A 16,508-nucleotide genomic window follows, 5' to 3' on the forward strand; every position below is an offset into this window, starting at 1 on the left:
AAATTTAGCAGACAACGAACAATAGAACAAAAAAATGCGTTAGGAATTGTAGTGGAAATCCTTTTTTGTTGATTGAGCGGAGTCGAAATTAACAAAAAAGATTGAAACGAAAAGCCCGACCGAAGGGAACGCCCTTATAAAAGAAATTATATAATCGAAATTCGATATTCGAACTTCGCTAAACGATAAAATAAAGAATGAAAGTAACTGAACATATAGAACGCGCAAATGGAAAACCATTGTTTTCTGTGGAAATTTTGCCACCTTTGAAAGGGCAAGATGTAAATGCGACGTTCAAAACTTTAGATCCATTAGTTGAGTTGAATCCTGCTTTTATCGATGTAACGTATCATCGTCAAGAGTATATTTACAAACAGAAAGAAAACGGGTTGTTGAAGCGTTATCAGGTACGAAAACGTCCTGGAACGGTTGCAATTTGTGCTGCGATACAGAATCATTATAAGGTAGATGCAATTCCGCATTTGATTTGTGGTGGATTTACGAAAGAAGATACAGAAGACGCATTGATCGACTTGAATTTCTTAGGAATTGACAATCTTTTGGTTTTACGAGGAGATCCTATTAAATCGGAAAAATCATTTGTTCCTGAAGTTGGTGGACATGCGCATGCTTCGGAATTGATTGAGCAAATTACTGCGTTGAACACAGGAAATTATTTGGACGAAGATATACAAGAATCTCACTCGATGGATTTTTGTATTGGTATTGCTGGATATCCAGAAAAACATTTCGAATCACCAAATCTTGGAATGGATTTGTATTATTTGAAAAAGAAAGTTGAATTAGGAGCTGATTATATCGTGACACAAATGTTTTTCGATAATCAGAAGTATTTTGACTTTGTGAATAAATGTCGTGAAATGGATATTAATATTCCGATTATTCCAGGAATTAAGCCATTAACAACTTTTAATCATTTAACTTCAATTCCTCAAAATTTTTACATTGATTTACCAGAATGTTTGTCTATGGAAATTTTGAAAGCCAAGAATAAAGAAACAATCAAAGAAATTGGTATAGAATGGAGTATTAATCAATGCAAAGAACTAATAGAATTTGGTGTTCCTGGGTTACATTTCTATACGATGAGTAATTCGATCAATACTAAAAAAGTTGCAGAAGCAATCTACTAAATAAAAAGAGGAACCATTAAATAGTTCCTCTTTTCTTTATTAATTATCTTCTGTTAAATCAGTTTTATATGTTTCTGGAATTGTAAAATAGTTCACTAGAATTGCTATAAAAATTAACACTAACGGATAAGCTAATCCGATATAAGGCGACATTGCAGCGGTAACAATTAACGTACTTTTCAGTAATTCTGTGATGAATGTTGTTGCACCACCAATAAAACCATTCCCCATATTTTGTGCAAATCCCATACTTGTATATCGAATTTTAGTTGGAAAAATTTCTAACATAAACGCACCAAGTGGTCCGTAAGTAGCTGCTCCTGCGATAGAAGTTATTAAACTAACTACAATAATTCCGAAAACTTGCATATTTGTTATACTATGAACTTCTTTCAATCCTTCTGGATTACCTAATTTCATGTATAAAAAGAATGATAAAGGAATTAAAATAAAACTAGAAATCATTCCTCCCAACATTACTGGTTTACGACCTATTTTATCACTTAATGCACCAAACCATTGATAGAAAAACGAACTAAATAATGTAGAACATAAAACAACTATTAATACAGTTTCGTAAGGTAAATTAACTGCTCTTTGCAAAAAGAAAAGCGTTACAAAAAGTGTTGTTTGCATAATTGTACTTTGTGCAGCATTTCCTCCAAAAATTGCTTTCAACATTAATTTTACATTTCCTGGTGTTGTAAAAGCGTCTTTAATAGGAGTTTTTGAAGTTTTTCCTTCTTTTTTTAATTGCTCAAAAATTGGACTTTCGTGTAAACGTTGACGAATAAAGTAACTTAAAATAACTAAAACTCCACTAAATAAGAAAGGGATTCTCCATCCAAAACTTGCAAAAGCTTCTTCTGATAAAAATGATTGCGTTAAGAAAACAACTGTTAAACATAATAATAATCCAATCGGAACTGTTGCTTGAATAAACCCTGTATAAAAACCGCGTTTTTCTGCAGGGGCGTGTTCTGCAACATAAATTACCGCACCAGCATATTCTCCACTGATTGCAAGTCCTTGCATGATGCGGCACACTAATAATAATACAGGAGCAAACCAACCTACGTTATCGTAAGTAGGAATACAACCAATTAAAAAAGTTGCAGCTCCCATCATAATTAAAGATACTAAGAATGAATATTTTCGTCCGATGCGATCTCCAATACTACCAAAAATCAATGATCCAATTGGTCTGAACATAAAAGATGAAACAACAACGGCTAATGTTTCTAAGAAATGTGATGATCCATCGTTTGGAAATAATTGTGTAGATAAAACACTTGCCAAAATAATTGCCAAGAACATATCATACCATTCGATAAGTGTTCCGACTGATGAAGCCAAAATAATTTGGAAAATATTATCCTTCTTCGCGACCGGCTGCGAAGGATCTAAAGTATTAATTGTACTCATTTTTTTGTGTGATTTTAGAAATTGAATAAAGTTGTGATTTGAAATCTATTGTTGTTTGCTAAGTATTTATTGTCCGTACCAGTCCCTTTTATCGTTGCATCTGCCCATTGTGCAACGCTACGATCGTACTCAAATCTAAACTTAAGAGCTTTGCTTAATGTTAAGTCTAAACGAGGAATAACTTTGTACATATAATTAACAGTACGTCCTCCTTTACTAGCAGAAACAGCACCCCAATTAGTTGTTACACCATAGGTAGTTGCTGTTGCTCCTTCAACAGGATTCTTTACACCATTATTACGGACATAACCAGAGAATAATCCAAATGCAAACTTACCTTTTGAGTTTTGTTGTAAATCAATCCAAAAACTATGTGTATTCATTGGTTTGTAAGTTTCTACAGCAGTCGGACTTGTCTGATAACCGACGATTCCTCCAAGTTGAACAAACGATGAAGCGTCTTGCATTAGGTAACCAGCCAAAGTAATTTGCAATGGTTTTGTATTAAATTTTGAATAAGCCATAAACGAGAAATTCTCAACTCGTTCATTTGATTTTATTGCAGGTGAGCCTGAAGATAGTTTAGGTTTCAAGTTTTCATATTGTGCTCCAATTCCGGCAGTAACAACAGGTGTTTTATATTGCAATTGTAAATGAGCTGCTGGCATTCCACTATTACGGAAAGGCTCATTATTTGGAGTAAAATCACGTTGAGAATGTAAGGCAGCAATTAATTTAAACTCTTTTGTGAATTTATGAGTAACACGAACTTGAGGATTTCGATTCAGTGCGTAAATAGGAGCTCCAGTACCATAATTAACAACGTTAGGTAAAGCTTCTAATACAACAAAAGGATGCCAATATTGTCCAATACCAAGCTGCGTTTTTTCCCAATCTAGCATAACGTAAGCATGTCTTAAACGAAATTCGTTAATACCACCTTCCGTCGCACCAAAAAACTCTCCTTCTAACACTCCAGATGTTTTAGCTCCCAGTAATTCAGGTCCTTTTAGATTAACTCCTGCACGAGAAACAATAGACAACATATGAAATTTAGACGCATCATTAATATCCGCTCCATTTACATCTAATAATCTATCCTTAGGATAAAGTGGAACCAATGTCTCTCCCGCCCCAATCATTTGTCGCGTATCCATAAAAATATCATTTCTGATAAATCCGTAAAACTGTACGTCTACTTTGTCTTTGTTTTCAGTAGGTTTTTCAACTTTTACTTCTGCTTTTACAACCTTTGTAGTATCGGTAATATTCTGTGCAGAAGCACTAGAATAAAGGCATAGGAATCCCACGCAGACCAATTTAACTAAATTTCTACTCATTTTTTTGTGATAATTTGACGACTAAAATAAGGAAAAGAAAAAAACTAACAAATGTTCGTTATTATTTTCTTAATAAAAATCTAAAATTTTATTGAATAAGCACTATTTCAATCTATTTATTATGAATTATGTGGTAATATGAATTTAAAAAAGGAGAATAATTATGAATTTAATAAAACTAAAAAAATTCACTATTCTAATTTATTGAAAGATTATTTAGAAATTATATCTAAAAGGAGAAAAAAAATGAGAGAAGAACGATATATTTCAACAAATGAGGAGAAATTTATTCTTCTCTCGAGTTTTAGTTTTAAAAATGTATGCAAATTTATCACAAACAGAATTTATTTCAGTAAATGCAATGATAAGCTTATGTTAAATCAAAGTTTTTCGAAAAAAAATTAATTTTAAACACTTATTTATTCATGAAATTGAATAAACAATCCCATTCTTTTAAGGGTTTATATTATAATATGGTATTATTTATTAATTCAAGAATTCAATTCCTTAATAAAAGTTTAAAAACTATTAATATTTTAAGATTTTTTTAGGAAATAAATTAAATGTTGGTTATATTTTTGTTGTGCAAATAACAACTATGCAAACAAACATCGAAATACATTCTTTAGTTGACGTTGATATGAATGAAATATCAGCTCTATACAACCTTTCTTACCAGAATTATTATGTTCCTATTAATTTAACTGTTGAGCAATTCCAGAACAAATTAAAAATGGAAGATATTAAACTTAACTATTCTATTGGTGCTAGCATTGACGGAAAATTAGTTGGTTTTTTATTGTATGGAATAAGAAATTACAATGATATCAAAACTGCTTATGTAGGGGGAACTGGGGTTTGTCCTGAACAAAGAGGGAAAAAAATAACACAACAGATGTTAGACTACAGTTTTCCTCAATTAAAAGAAAGTGGTGTTAAGCAAATTTATTTAGAAGTTAATACAAAAAATGACTTTGCAATTAATGCTTATGAAGCAAGTGGTTTTGAGAAAACAAGAGTACTTAACAGTTACAAAGGTGTTCCTATTTTAATTGTAAATCCTTTACATGAAATTGTTTCATTTGAAGATTTAGACTTGATTACTGGTGAAAATTTTTGGGATATTAAGCCAACTTGGAAAAATGATATTCAGAGTGTAAAAAATATCTTAGAAGATTGTATTGTAAATGGAATTTATGAGGACGGGATTTTGGTTGCTTACAAAATAATCAATAAAAACAATACACGTATATATCAATTTGGTGTTCATCATGACTACAGAAATCGTTATTTAGCTTCAGTACTTTTTAGTGATCTAAAAAATAAAGAAGTAAAAATGATTAATGTTGATGAACGAGAAATATCTACAAATGATTTCATTAAATCTTTGGGATTAGAATTGTACGATCGTCAATACGAAATGAAAAAAGAATTATAAATAAAAGCCTCTTAAATAGAGGCTTTTTTGTTTATTTTAATTCAAAAAAATCACGTTTTCCTATTTTTATTTTGGTAGAGTTTTTAGTTTCTAAAATTGACAAAGGATCTAGGTTCTTTTCTCCGTCAATTTGTACAGCTCCACTTTCTATCAATCTTCGTACAGCAGTTTTTGACAAATCATTTTTTAACAGATGACAAATTTCTAATAGTGTATTATTCTCTAAGTTTAATTCTTCTGCTTTAATCTCTACAAACACACGATTTTCGTCGTTCCTTTTCTGAAACTGATTATTGAAAAACTCTTCTGCTTCTATTCCATCCTGTTCTGAATGATATTGCGCAATTATATTTTTTGCAACAATTTTCTTAATCAACATTGGGTTTTCAGTAGCTAATCGTTCAACTAATTTTGTTTTATCATCTATACCAAAATCTGTAGCTAAGGCAATAAATTCTTCTAATAAATCGTCTGGAATAGACATTGTTTTACCAAACATCTCATTTGGTTCATCAATCAATCCAATAATATTATTCAACGATTTACTCATTTTCTCTTTACCATCTGTCCCTCGTAACAATGGCATACACATTACAATTTGCGCATCATCACCATTCGATTCTTGCAACTGACGCCCCATCGTACAATTAAATAATTGATCTGTTCCGCCCATTTCTATATCTGCATTAATTTCGACAGAATCATATGCTTGTAAAATTGGATAAACTAGCTCATGCATCGCAATTGGTGTATTTTCGGTGAAACGCTTATTAAAATCATTTCTATGCATCAATTGTGCTACTGTAACTTTTGACAATAACTGAATAACTTCAGAAAATTGCAATTGATCTAACCAATCCGAATTAAAAACAATCTCTGCTTTCTCAACATCAATAATTTGAGATAATTGATTGATATACGTTTCTGCATTTGCTTTTACTTGGTTAGCATCTAAAGGTTGACGACTTTTATTTTTCCCTGTAGGATCGCCAATTTGAGCAGTAAAACTACCCACTACAATAACAATTTGATGACCTAGATCTTGAAATTGCTTCAATTTTTTTAAAACTACTGCATGTCCTAAATGCAAATCTGGAGCTGTAGGATCGAAACCTAATTTGATACGCAACTTCCTATTTTCCTTTTCGGCTAATTTCAGTTTTTCATCTAAACCATTTTCGGGCAAAATGATTGAAACATTTTCTTTTAATTTTTCTAAAATTTCCATATTTTTTGAAATAAAAAAAGCCCGAGCATTTGCTCGGGCTTTTAGATTATGATTATTTTTTACGTACAAATTAATACGAAGTACACACATAGTCTACCCGAGCAAATATTGTACGATAATAAGTGCTGAAAAATGGTAAACGTAATATGTGTTGTAAAAACTTCATTTGTAGTGCAAAGTTATAAAATGTTTTTGAGTTTAAGGATTTTCTTTCCAAATTTTATCCGAAGCGTCTAAATATACAGGTAACGCTGCAGAACCATACCAATTATAAATTTCAGGTTCTAACAATTTTGCTTCGATAGCAGGATCAGATTGCAATAATTTTTGCATTTCTTCCATTGTTTCTACATTCTGAAAAATAAAGATTCCTCTATAATTTTTATCATTTTTACCCATCGGGCCTGCAACAACCAGCTTTCCATCCTTCACTAAACGGTTGATATTATCCAAATGTCCTCTAAATTTTTCTGTAATTAATTCTTTATCTTTCGACGTATTACTTCCCGTTTTGAGAATCACAAAAAAGTAAGATTTCATTCCATAATCGTCACCTTTTAATTGCTTAGCTAAAGCTTCGTCATAATTTGGATTCGTTTTTTGAGCCAATAAATTAAATGAAGAAAACATCAATACGAAAGAAAATAATAGTCTGAACATGTATAATTTTTTATAAAAGTAGTGTAATTTTCTTTTTCGTTATAACTTTGTTTTAAAATTAATAAAATGAGCAGTAAAACTGCAAAAACAAATGCTGTTAGATTATTGGATACACATGCTATAACCTATCAGTTACGTGAATATGAGGTAGATGAAGAACATGTTGATGCTTTGCATGTCGCACAATCTTTACAAGTTAATCCAGAAAGTATTTATAAAACGTTAGTTTTAAAAGGTAATGTTGACGCTTACTTGGTTGCAATAATTCCGGCAAATACTCATTTGGACATGAAAAAATTTGCAAAAATTTCTGGAAATAAAAACTGTGAAATGCTTCCGTTAAAAGATTTATTAAATGTCACTGGATATATTCGTGGCGGTTGTTCTCCAATTGGTATGAAAAAACAATTTCCTACTTATATAGAAGAATTGGCTACTTTACAAGAAAATATTTGTATAAGTGCAGGAAAAAGAGGATTACAAATCATTCTTAATCCTGAAGAATTAGGAAAACTAATCAATGCTGAATTTGTCGATATTACACAAATTGATCTTTAACTAATTATTTTTTATTATTTACAATTAATCTTTCCAAAATTGACGGGAAATTAGCTTCATCTACAAACGTAAAATCTGGATTTGCATAAACGATAATTCCGTTTTGATCAATCACATAAGTCGCTCTATTATTGTATCCTAATGAATTGTACGAATTATAAATCTGCGAAATTTCATAATTTTCATCATTAAGATAAGTAATATTTGATGTACGTAAAGCCGTTTTCCATAATTCTAACAATGGATTTGTAGAACTAGAAATTGCATAGGTTTTCACTTTCTCTAAAGCTGGATTGTGATCAATTAATTGTATTTGAGCTGCACAAGACATCATCGCATGTTTGTCTACAGAAGTAAAATCGGGTAAAATTTGTCCACTAAAAGCTGCAGGATAAAATGTCAAAACTTTAAATTTAGACTTATCATCAAGCAATTTAACTGAAGAATTTTTATCAAAATTTGGTCCTCTCAAAATAAAATCTGGTGCTTTATCACCTACTTTTAACGAAGAACTATTTACTTGTTTTACAACAACTTCATCCGTTTTCACAACTTTCTTAACTAGCCTTTCTAACGGCTTCAAATGTTCTCCTTGAGCGCGATAATCGTTGTCTCTGAAAAGAATTTTGTTGTTCTTATCAACAAAGAAAAGAATAGAACTTTCGACTAATATTTTACTCGTAGAAAAAGAAACAGGAATAATATTGGACATCGAATTTTGTCTAAATGGTTTAATTCCTATATCGTTAAATACTTTACCTCTATCATCATAAATTACTGTTGCTCCATCTAGCTTATTTTGGTTTGAAACATCATTCAAAACAAACGTCTTCTGTGCTTCTTTACTCCATTTATCCTCTTCATTTACAATATAAATTACGTCAACCTTAGGCGATTTATCTGTAGAAAAAGCTAAACCTTGTACAAAATAATGATACAAAGACGTCGTTAACATACTCGCATAATTATTTGTTTTATATAGACTTGGAGTAAAAACTATGATCTTCGGATTTGAAGAATTTCCATGATTTTCTATTTTATTGATCGGAAAATCACTTCCTATATTTAGGTTTTGAGCATTTACAAATCCTAAACTAAAAACAAACACAAGGATAGTACAGATTCTTAACATAAATCGTTTATTACAAATAAGTTAATATTATTTTATAGTTACAAGGTAGTTATTTTATTGTACTTACAAAAATCTATGACTAAGAACACTTAATTAATTATCAAGAGAATCAGTTATCTTTGTAAGGATTTTAACTAAACAATTAATCAAAATGGAGTTTAATGTAACCACTTCTTTGCAACAATTAAACACTGAATATTCAGAAGAAAAAGCATCAGAAATAATAGAAAATTTATTGTACAATCCTATCGATTTGAGCGATGAAGATCATAACATTATCGATAAATTAGGAGATAAATTCTTAAGAATTGCTGCTCAAATTTTTGTTGAAGATTTATCGTATGACTTTAATACATTGGTCAATTACTGGGAAGCATTTATTGGTCAATTAAGTGAAGAACAATCTCAAAATTTGTTGAAATTTGCCTTAGAGCAAACTGATCTCGATTTTGTGGAAGATTTTATCATCGGTTACCGTAAATTTTACTCGAATCCGAAAGAAAGTATTACTTTTTTCAATAAACTAAATGAAGAAGAGTTTTATGAAATCAAATTCTTCAAAGCGCGTTGCTACGAAGTTTTAGGTGAAGATGAACAAGCTATTTTGGCTTACAGAAATTACCTAAATTCGGATTACTTTAAATTAGAGGAAAACAAAGATCAAGCTACTGTTAACGAGTTTTATATTAATCATACAATCGCTTCACTTTTAGTGAAACAAAAAAAATATGAGGAAGCTAATCTTGTTTTTGAGAATATTTTAGGACAAATAAATTTTGAAGAATATTTAGAGAATTTTGATCCTTCAAATAATCAAGAAGTTAAATCTTTTCTGAATGATTATGTTGAAACTTTGGAGCAAATTGGACAAAAAAATAAGGCTTCAGAAATTTCTGAAAAAATAATGAGAATTTTTTCTTAATTCGACAACATTCGAAAATACATTATTGATTTCTTATAAAGCAAGGATGAATAGCCAACTTTAAATTTTTGTTATCATTATAATAAATCTAATCTATTAAGACATAAACAAATAAATATAAAAATATTTATTTAATTTGGAAATTTATTTACCTTTGTACTATAAATAATTTATTCATAGTTGTTGAGGATAATATGAATTAGATAAATGAAGAAGAATTATCCTTAAATAATAGAGTTTTTTTATAGTATTTTTAGGTTGGTTTAAATGGTTCAATGCAAATTGAACCATTTTTTATTTCTGATAACCGTATGCGCAATGTCTACAGCCATTTTTACAACACTTTCCTTTCTGGTAATGAAAAAATTCTGTAAAAACCCAATAACCATTCTCAATATAATAATGTATGTGCGGAACAAACTCTGAAGGCGTTTGAGGATGTTTATACTCTTTATCTAAAACAGAAAAGTAATCAAGCTGCTTTAAACAATCATTGCATAAACAATCGTAATTCGTTTTCTTTAAAAACTCCTTAGTTTGAGAATCTAATTGAATTTTGCTACAATCGCAATTTTCAATATCATCTACATTACACTTTATTGTGTTTTTACATCGAGAACAAGTTGTTTCTTGCATTAGATCAAATTTGAAAAATAATTAAATATTGTTGAAGATACTAAAAATCTTAAAAAGTTCTTAAATATTAATAGCCAGCACATCAAAAACATTGATTAATAAATAACTATAAATTAATCTTATTAAGTCATTATATAAATCTCTTAAGTTTTAACTATTAATAATCAGTAAATTATGAAATTTGCATCATTATAATTTTTGAGTATTTCATATTCAATTTAGTGTTTTTTATAGTAGTTTTGATTGGTTAAATCCTCAGATAGTAATTGTCTGAGGATTTACTTTTTTTATTTTTTACTAACTTTATCGTAGACCAAACCAATTAAAAACCCGATAACAGAAGGAACTATCCATCCTAAATCGTACTCGAAAAAGGGTATTTTGTTTAAGCTTAAAACGATATCTTCACTTAATAATCCTAACAATTTTAGTAATCCTAAAGTCGCAACAATACTCGAAGCTATTAATGCTCCGATATAAGGTGTTTTTGATTGAACTGATTTCCCAAACAGCACAATGTAAATGACTAAAGTAATTGTAATTGGATAAACAAATGCTAATGGTGGATAAGCAAAATTGATAATTTCGTCAACTCCTTTTACTGATAATCCAAATGAAATAACGGTACAAATAATTGCTACAACAGTATAACTTAATGTACCTTTTGATAATTGACTAAAGAAAGATGCTACTGCTGTTGTAAGTGCGATAGACGTTGTAAGACATGCAAAAGCCATACACAATGCAATTGCTACTAAACCATAATCTCCAAGGATGTTACGTGAAATATCAATCAATAATTCGGCACGAGAAATTGATGAATCAGTTATCCCAGAAGTGGCGCCTAAATAGATTAAACCTCCGTAAACAAACAGCAAACAAGTAGTTGACAATAAACCCGAGACAATTACAACCTGTGTTTTGCTTTTTGTATCTGTGTAACCTTTGTCACGAGCAGCATTGATGATAATTCCTGCAAAAATAACCGAAGCTAACACATCTAATGTTTGATAACCTTCTATAAATCCACGCGAAAAAGACTCGACCATTGTCATTCTAGAAACCTCTAAATTAGCTGTTGGATGTACAATACCAACTACAATTAATAATGCTAAAAGAACCAATAAAACAGGTGTCAAATAATTTCCGATAACGTCTACCACTCTTGATGGACGAATAGCCAGAGCAAGTGTAATTGAAAAGAAAATAACTGAACCCCAAATAGGATTCAATTCAGGAAAAAATGGTTTCAAACCTACTTCGTATGTTGTAGCAGCTGTTCTCGGAATGGCGATTAATGGACCGATGCAAGCCATAATAATTGTCCCTAAAATTGCTGCTAAATGTTTGTTGACACGATGTCCCAAATCATTAAAACTATCTCCAGAAAAAACTACTGATAAAATTCCTGTAAAAGGCAATAAAATACCCGTTAATCCAAATGCAAGCATTGCAACAAAATAATTAGAACCAACTTCTACACCGATTAATGGTGGCAATAATAAATTTCCGGCTCCAAAAAACATGGCAAACAACGCAAATCCAAGCGTCAAAACATTGGTTAACTTCTTACTTTTCATATATTTATTTTCTCCTAAGTGTAATTAAAAGGACTGCAAAATTAACTGAATCGCATTTTGCAGCCCTAAACTTAATCGATTTATTCGATTTTTACTATGTAATTTTATAAAATCGACAGATTTGAATAAATAATGATAAATTTTATATAATAATTCGTGATGAAATTACGAATCATTTAATCGTCTATACCCTCAAATCTTAGTTCGTTTGAAGTTTTTGAGATTGAAATTGACCGATCTGCTGGTGCATATCCATTTCCATTTGTTTGAAAATAATGCCTTGTATACCAACTCTCATCTTCATAATTCCAAAATGTTTTTTTGCCTTTGTAACGATCTGGATAAACAATTTTGGAAGAAGAATACGTCTTTTGATTCATGTAATTTTTAGACGATTTTATTTCATTAATTAATCTTGCCTTGTCTTTATCTGAAATTTCTAAGATAAATTTGTGATAAGACTCTTCAAGTCCCCAATTTGAAGTATTTTCTATAATTTCAAAATTATCATTTAGTTTAAAATCTAACTCTTCGACCAATTCAGTTGCATCATGTTTAAAGAATAATTCGTCTTCATAAATAACTGAAATTGGAATATAAATAATAAACAATCCATAGGCAACTGTAGCTAAAATCGCCAATTTTGGAAAATTAATATATCTTAAAAACTTGTAAATTAAGTATCCTATTAAAAATATTATCAGAATAATAAACAAGACAAAAATGACTAACACAATAATAAAACTGTACATACAACTATCTTTTAGTTACTTCGTTTTGTTCCATTCGATATTTTTTGAATAGTACATTAAGATTGCTACAATAATAAATAATCCTATACTACCCACTAACAAAGCATGTTCTTTTAGTTGTAAAACACTGTAAATAAATGCATATAAAACAACTAACATCATTGATATTTTTAGAGATAAACTTATCGATTTCAAGAAAGAGTTAACGAAAAAAGTAATCAGTAAAATTGTTGCTCCCGATGAAATAAAATAGGCAATGTCAAATCCTAAATACTCTGATAAAGACAGTAAAAGTACAAAGTTTACACTAATAGCGAAACCAACCAAAGCATACTGAACTAGATGGATATTGAAACTATTTCTACTTTCTATAAAGAAAAATGCTACAAATGTTAAACCAATAAACAGAATTGCATATTTTGTCGAACGATATGTTTTATCATAATGATCGTTCATTTGCAAAAAGTTGACACCAAAACTATAATCTGCAAAATTACTTGCATCTTGCCAAACTTGTCCTTGTAATGGATTTTGTTGATAAATAGACCATTTCACGTTCGTTTTTCCATCTTTATGAGTAGGATCTGTATTTGGTAAAAAATTCCCATCATATTTCAAATCTTTCCAATTTGTTGTCAAATCAACTTTTGTATTAATTGCTGATGGTATAAAATTAAGTACTTGAGAACCTTTCATCGAAAAATTAAGCGCAACTTCATTAAAATCAAACGTCGCTGGATCTATTTTCTGCGACATAAATTGAACCGACAAAGTTTTTACATTTTCTTTATTTTCTGCATAAACTCTTCCTTCACTTCCAGTCGAAATAGGCTCAGGAAGAGTTTCTAAAACAACTGTTTTAGGATCTGCAGTTAAAGGATAATCTTTGGAACCAGATTTTACAATCAACTTGTTTTCATATCCTTTTGTATCCGAAATTCCAAATACAATTTTGGTAGAAACAATACTTTCTCTTGGTATTTCTGCTTCTTTCAACATTTCATCATAACTCATGAATTTTGAACTTAAATTCATTTTAGAAGTGTACACAACCGCATCATAAATACTTCTGCTTTTTAGCTGAGAATCTATTGCCCCGTTAACTAACAGATCGTTTGCAGAAACATATTTTGTTCTTTCTTGTGATACAGCTTTACCATTTTCATCATTTACTTTTTCTAAATAAGTAAGCTGAATAAAGGGTCCGTAAACAGTTTGTTGACCACTCCATTTATTTGATATTTCTGTAATTACACCTGCTTTATTCTCTTGTCGTTCTTCGATAAGATTTAAGATAAAAGGAATTGGAATCAACATCAATAAAACCAATAAGCACACTAAAAATCCTTTAATCATTGTTTTGTTTGATGAATAAACTGATTGATTTACAGTTTTATATTCATTCTCTAATTCATTGTTTTCCATAAGTTTGTTTTTTATTAATTATTTTAAAAAGCACTTTGTTTTTCAAAGTATAAATACAAAAAAAATTATTTTATTTTATTAATTAATTTTTCGAGATAGTTTAAATGCTCCTGAAAAGCCTGTTTCCCAAGTGCTGTTATTGAGTAAGTTGTATTGGTTTTACGTCCAATAAAACCTTTGTGTACAATAATATAATCGTTTTCTTCTAAGTTTTTTAGGTGCGAAGCCAAGTTACCATCCGTCAAATCTAAAAAGTCTTTCAAATCCTTAAAAGAAATCTCTTCATTCATCACCAAAGCACTCATAATTCCCACACGAATACGATTGTCAAAGACTTTGTTTAGTTTATTAAGGTTAAAATCCATGACACAAATTTAAGCTTTGTAATCGTATTTACGCACCATCCATACACCAAAAACCACATGTAGAACACCAAAACCTAAAAACCAAAACAATAAACCATTGAAAATAAAATAGAAAGCTAATAGTCCTAAAATTATTTCACAAATTGCTAAATATTTGATCTCTATAATTGTATCACGTTCTACTGTATACAATGATAGACCATAAAACAATAAGGTAGTTAGCGCAACATAAGCAAAACTTAAATTATTGATAAAAATTAAACCAACTATACCTCCTACAACTAATACAAAAAGGAACTTACGCAAAATACGTTTGGTAACTGGGTTTATAAATTTAGTTCCATCTTTAGCACTTTTTCTAATCATGAAATAAAAACCACCAGCACAAGCAACAAACAAAGTAATAAAACCTAAAATCATTAATTTAATATCTGTTTCAGAAGTTATTAAAACTCTTTGTGCTCCTCTGTAATTAACAAAATCAGTTAGAATGAATAGATAGGCAATCCATGCCGAAATCATTCCAACAATTCCTACCCATACTCCACTCCATCCACTAATACTCGTGAATTTTGATGTACGTTGCATCATCGATTTGATTTCGTTTAAACTTTCTACTGGATTATTTTGACTCATAACAAAAAGTACTTTGTAATTCAAAGTTACAATTAAAATTGAATTCTCAAAATATTTTTCAAAAAAAATCCAACTTATAAAAGTTGGATCTCTATTTAATATTTTATTTTAAGGATTTGTTGACCATAGCGATGCAGAAGCTAACATTGCACGTTTATCTAATTTCAATAAATCGACAATTAATTGAGCAAAATCTTCGGGTTGAACAACTTTTTCTGGATCACCATCCGTAATTTTCAAAACATCTTTAGACATTTCTGATGCAATGGTACTTGGTGTAAGTGTTGTAACACGAATATTCTTCTTTCTCAGCTCAAACATCAATGATTCTGATAAACCTATCAATCCTGCCTTTGATGCTGAATAAGCTGAAGTTACAGCGTTACCTTTTAGTCCAGCTGTCGAAGAAACATTTATAATATCTCCGCTTCCTAACTCAATCATAGACGGAACAACAGCTTTAGAAACATAATACGGACCAAATAAATTGGTGCGTACAATATCTTCCCAATCGTTTTCTGCCATTTCAACAAAACTTCCGAAAGCTGCTATTCCAGCATTATTGATTAAAATATCAAATGCTCCGAATGAATCAATCAATCGCTGAATTTGCATTTTAACTTCAACTTTTTCTGCTACATTAAAAATAGAATACGTTGCATTAACTCCTAAAGATTTAATTTCTGCAGTCGTATCTTCTAATGTACTTTTATTACGACCTGTAATTGCAACATCTACCCCTTCTTTTGCCAACGCAATTGCAATTGCTTTTCCTAAACCTCGGCTTCCTCCTGTTACTAATGCTTTTTTACCTTTTAAATCTTGCATATAAATATTTTTTAATCGTTAAGATATGTTTATTAATCAGCTTCCTTTTTGATTATCATAAAATTATACTTTATATTTAACTAATATTTGAAATTTTATAATAATACATTATATTCGCAATAATTAACTCTATCACCTTATTATGAATACTCTACTCTATTTTTTTCTCTATTTTATATTGATCAATATCTTTTCATTTTTTTTAATGAAAATTGATAAAAAGAAATCAATCAAAAAACAGTCTCGTATTTCTGAGTTTACACTCTATTTAGTTAGTCTTTTAGGCGGATCTATAGGAACCTTACTTGGTATGCAAATTTTTAGACACAAGACAAAAAAGAATTCTTTCATTTTTGTAATTGTGATAATCATCTTTATACAATGTGTTCTGTTCTATAAGTTCATTGATCTTTTACCTGATTAAGCATT

General features: G+C 30.0%; 17 protein-coding genes. 5 read left to right on the plus strand and 12 right to left on the minus strand.

Annotated features, from left to right (window positions below; translation table 11 throughout):
- Positions 1–197 precede the first annotated feature (197 nt).
- The gene (metF, locus tag QHG34_RS06440; RefSeq protein ID WP_282629380.1) at positions 198–1,154 is read left to right on the plus strand and encodes a methylenetetrahydrofolate reductase [NAD(P)H]; all 957 of its coding nucleotides are present in this window, start codon (positions 198–200) and stop codon (positions 1,152–1,154) included.
- 39 nt (positions 1,155–1,193) lie between these two features.
- Here metF and QHG34_RS06445 read toward each other — a convergent pair whose 3' ends face one another.
- The gene (locus QHG34_RS06445) at positions 1,194–2,579 is read right to left on the minus strand and encodes an MFS transporter (RefSeq protein ID WP_282629381.1); all 1,386 of its coding nucleotides are present in this window, start codon (positions 2,577–2,579) and stop codon (positions 1,194–1,196) included.
- 14 nt (positions 2,580–2,593) lie between these two features.
- Positions 2,594–3,919: a DcaP family trimeric outer membrane transporter gene (locus QHG34_RS06450; protein WP_282629382.1), complete on the minus strand. Its 1,326-nt coding sequence runs from the start codon at positions 3,917–3,919 to the stop codon at positions 2,594–2,596.
- A 598-nt stretch (positions 3,920–4,517) separates the two neighbouring features.
- On the opposite strand from QHG34_RS06450, the gene QHG34_RS06455 reads away from it, so the two are divergent.
- Positions 4,518–5,357 carry a GNAT family N-acetyltransferase gene (locus QHG34_RS06455; RefSeq protein ID WP_282629383.1) on the plus strand — a complete coding sequence of 280 codons (840 nt, stop codon included), beginning with the start codon at positions 4,518–4,520 and terminating at the stop codon, positions 5,355–5,357.
- Between the two features lie 31 nt (positions 5,358–5,388).
- Here QHG34_RS06455 and tyrS read toward each other — a convergent pair whose 3' ends face one another.
- Both tyrS and QHG34_RS06465 read right to left on the minus strand, forming a co-directional pair.
- The gene (tyrS, locus tag QHG34_RS06460; protein ID WP_282629384.1) at positions 5,389–6,585 is read right to left on the minus strand and encodes a tyrosine--tRNA ligase; all 1,197 of its coding nucleotides are present in this window, start codon (positions 6,583–6,585) and stop codon (positions 5,389–5,391) included.
- Between the two features lie 198 nt (positions 6,586–6,783).
- On the minus strand, positions 6,784–7,245 hold the full coding sequence (locus QHG34_RS06465; protein ID WP_282629385.1) for a YciI family protein: 462 nt from the start codon (positions 7,243–7,245) through the stop codon (positions 6,784–6,786).
- A gap of 66 nt (positions 7,246–7,311) precedes the next feature.
- Here QHG34_RS06465 and ybaK point away from each other — a divergent pair, with 66 nt between their 5' ends.
- On the plus strand, positions 7,312–7,803 hold the full coding sequence (gene ybaK, locus QHG34_RS06470; RefSeq protein WP_282629386.1) for a Cys-tRNA(Pro) deacylase: 492 nt from the start codon (positions 7,312–7,314) through the stop codon (positions 7,801–7,803).
- 4 nt (positions 7,804–7,807) lie between these two features.
- Here ybaK and QHG34_RS06475 read toward each other — a convergent pair whose 3' ends face one another.
- Positions 7,808–8,935: a redoxin family protein gene (locus QHG34_RS06475; RefSeq protein WP_282629387.1), complete on the minus strand. Its 1,128-nt coding sequence runs from the start codon at positions 8,933–8,935 to the stop codon at positions 7,808–7,810.
- A gap of 151 nt (positions 8,936–9,086) precedes the next feature.
- On the opposite strand from QHG34_RS06475, the gene QHG34_RS06480 reads away from it, so the two are divergent.
- Positions 9,087–9,857 (plus strand): hypothetical protein, encoded by a 771-nt coding sequence (locus tag QHG34_RS06480; protein WP_282629388.1) that lies wholly within the window; start codon positions 9,087–9,089, stop codon positions 9,855–9,857.
- 294 nt (positions 9,858–10,151) lie between these two features.
- Here QHG34_RS06480 and QHG34_RS06485 read toward each other — a convergent pair whose 3' ends face one another.
- The 7 genes from QHG34_RS06485 to QHG34_RS06515 all read right to left on the minus strand — a co-directional run bounded on the left by QHG34_RS06485 (position 10,152) and on the right by QHG34_RS06515 (position 16,079).
- The gene (locus QHG34_RS06485) at positions 10,152–10,493 is read right to left on the minus strand and encodes a cysteine-rich CWC family protein (RefSeq protein WP_282629389.1); all 342 of its coding nucleotides are present in this window, start codon (positions 10,491–10,493) and stop codon (positions 10,152–10,154) included.
- A gap of 287 nt (positions 10,494–10,780) precedes the next feature.
- Positions 10,781–12,073, minus strand: coding sequence for a branched-chain amino acid transport system II carrier protein (gene brnQ / locus QHG34_RS06490; RefSeq protein ID WP_282629390.1), 1,293 nt, complete (start codon positions 12,071–12,073; stop codon positions 10,781–10,783).
- Positions 12,074–12,249: 176 nt separating this feature from the next.
- Positions 12,250–12,714: a hypothetical protein gene (locus tag QHG34_RS06495; protein ID WP_282629391.1), complete on the minus strand. Its 465-nt coding sequence runs from the start codon at positions 12,712–12,714 to the stop codon at positions 12,250–12,252.
- 126 nt (positions 12,715–12,840) lie between these two features.
- A complete protein-coding gene (creD, locus tag QHG34_RS06500) occupies positions 12,841–14,250 on the minus strand; it encodes a cell envelope integrity protein CreD (RefSeq protein ID WP_282629392.1) in 1,410 nt (469 codons plus the stop codon).
- Positions 14,251–14,315: 65 nt separating this feature from the next.
- Entirely contained in the window at positions 14,316–14,615 is a 300-nt protein-coding gene (locus QHG34_RS06505) for a winged helix-turn-helix domain-containing protein (protein WP_282629393.1), read from the minus strand.
- 9 nt (positions 14,616–14,624) lie between these two features.
- The gene (locus QHG34_RS06510; protein ID WP_282629394.1) at positions 14,625–15,251 is read right to left on the minus strand and encodes a hypothetical protein; all 627 of its coding nucleotides are present in this window, start codon (positions 15,249–15,251) and stop codon (positions 14,625–14,627) included.
- A 108-nt stretch (positions 15,252–15,359) separates the two neighbouring features.
- Entirely contained in the window at positions 15,360–16,079 is a 720-nt protein-coding gene (locus tag QHG34_RS06515; RefSeq protein WP_282629395.1) for a 3-ketoacyl-ACP reductase, read from the minus strand.
- A gap of 142 nt (positions 16,080–16,221) precedes the next feature.
- Here QHG34_RS06515 and QHG34_RS06520 point away from each other — a divergent pair, with 142 nt between their 5' ends.
- A complete protein-coding gene (locus QHG34_RS06520) occupies positions 16,222–16,503 on the plus strand; it encodes a DUF1294 domain-containing protein (protein WP_282629396.1) in 282 nt (93 codons plus the stop codon).
- Positions 16,504–16,508 lie beyond the last annotated feature (5 nt).

The organism is Empedobacter sedimenti (assembly GCF_030005555.1).
Classification (GTDB): domain Bacteria; phylum Bacteroidota; class Bacteroidia; order Flavobacteriales; family Weeksellaceae; genus Empedobacter; species Empedobacter sedimenti.

Excerpts from the sequence above, each read along its gene's own strand:
- creD (WP_282629392.1), bottom strand. The coding sequence starts at position 14,250 with ATGGAAAACAATGAATTAGAGAATGAATATAAAACTGTAAATCAATCA.
- QHG34_RS06520 (WP_282629396.1), top strand. The coding sequence starts at position 16,222 with ATGAATACTCTACTCTATTTTTTTCTCTATTTTATATTGATCAATATC.
- QHG34_RS06480 (WP_282629388.1), top strand. The coding sequence starts at position 9,087 with ATGGAGTTTAATGTAACCACTTCTTTGCAACAATTAAACACTGAATAT.
- tyrS (WP_282629384.1), bottom strand. The coding sequence starts at position 6,585 with ATGGAAATTTTAGAAAAATTAAAAGAAAATGTTTCAATCATTTTGCCC.
- QHG34_RS06445 (WP_282629381.1), bottom strand. The coding sequence starts at position 2,579 with ATGAGTACAATTAATACTTTAGATCCTTCGCAGCCGGTCGCGAAGAAG.
- QHG34_RS06485 (WP_282629389.1), bottom strand. The coding sequence starts at position 10,493 with ATGCAAGAAACAACTTGTTCTCGATGTAAAAACACAATAAAGTGTAAT.
- QHG34_RS06450 (WP_282629382.1), bottom strand. The coding sequence starts at position 3,919 with ATGAGTAGAAATTTAGTTAAATTGGTCTGCGTGGGATTCCTATGCCTT.
- QHG34_RS06505 (WP_282629393.1), bottom strand. The coding sequence starts at position 14,615 with ATGGATTTTAACCTTAATAAACTAAACAAAGTCTTTGACAATCGTATT.
- QHG34_RS06475 (WP_282629387.1), bottom strand. The coding sequence starts at position 8,935 with ATGTTAAGAATCTGTACTATCCTTGTGTTTGTTTTTAGTTTAGGATTT.
- QHG34_RS06455 (WP_282629383.1), top strand. The coding sequence starts at position 4,518 with ATGCAAACAAACATCGAAATACATTCTTTAGTTGACGTTGATATGAAT.
- QHG34_RS06510 (WP_282629394.1), bottom strand. The coding sequence starts at position 15,251 with ATGAGTCAAAATAATCCAGTAGAAAGTTTAAACGAAATCAAATCGATG.
- QHG34_RS06515 (WP_282629395.1), bottom strand. The coding sequence starts at position 16,079 with ATGCAAGATTTAAAAGGTAAAAAAGCATTAGTAACAGGAGGAAGCCGA.
- QHG34_RS06465 (WP_282629385.1), bottom strand. The coding sequence starts at position 7,245 with ATGTTCAGACTATTATTTTCTTTCGTATTGATGTTTTCTTCATTTAAT.
- metF (WP_282629380.1), top strand. The coding sequence starts at position 198 with ATGAAAGTAACTGAACATATAGAACGCGCAAATGGAAAACCATTGTTT.
- brnQ (WP_282629390.1), bottom strand. The coding sequence starts at position 12,073 with ATGAAAAGTAAGAAGTTAACCAATGTTTTGACGCTTGGATTTGCGTTG.
- ybaK (WP_282629386.1), top strand. The coding sequence starts at position 7,312 with ATGAGCAGTAAAACTGCAAAAACAAATGCTGTTAGATTATTGGATACA.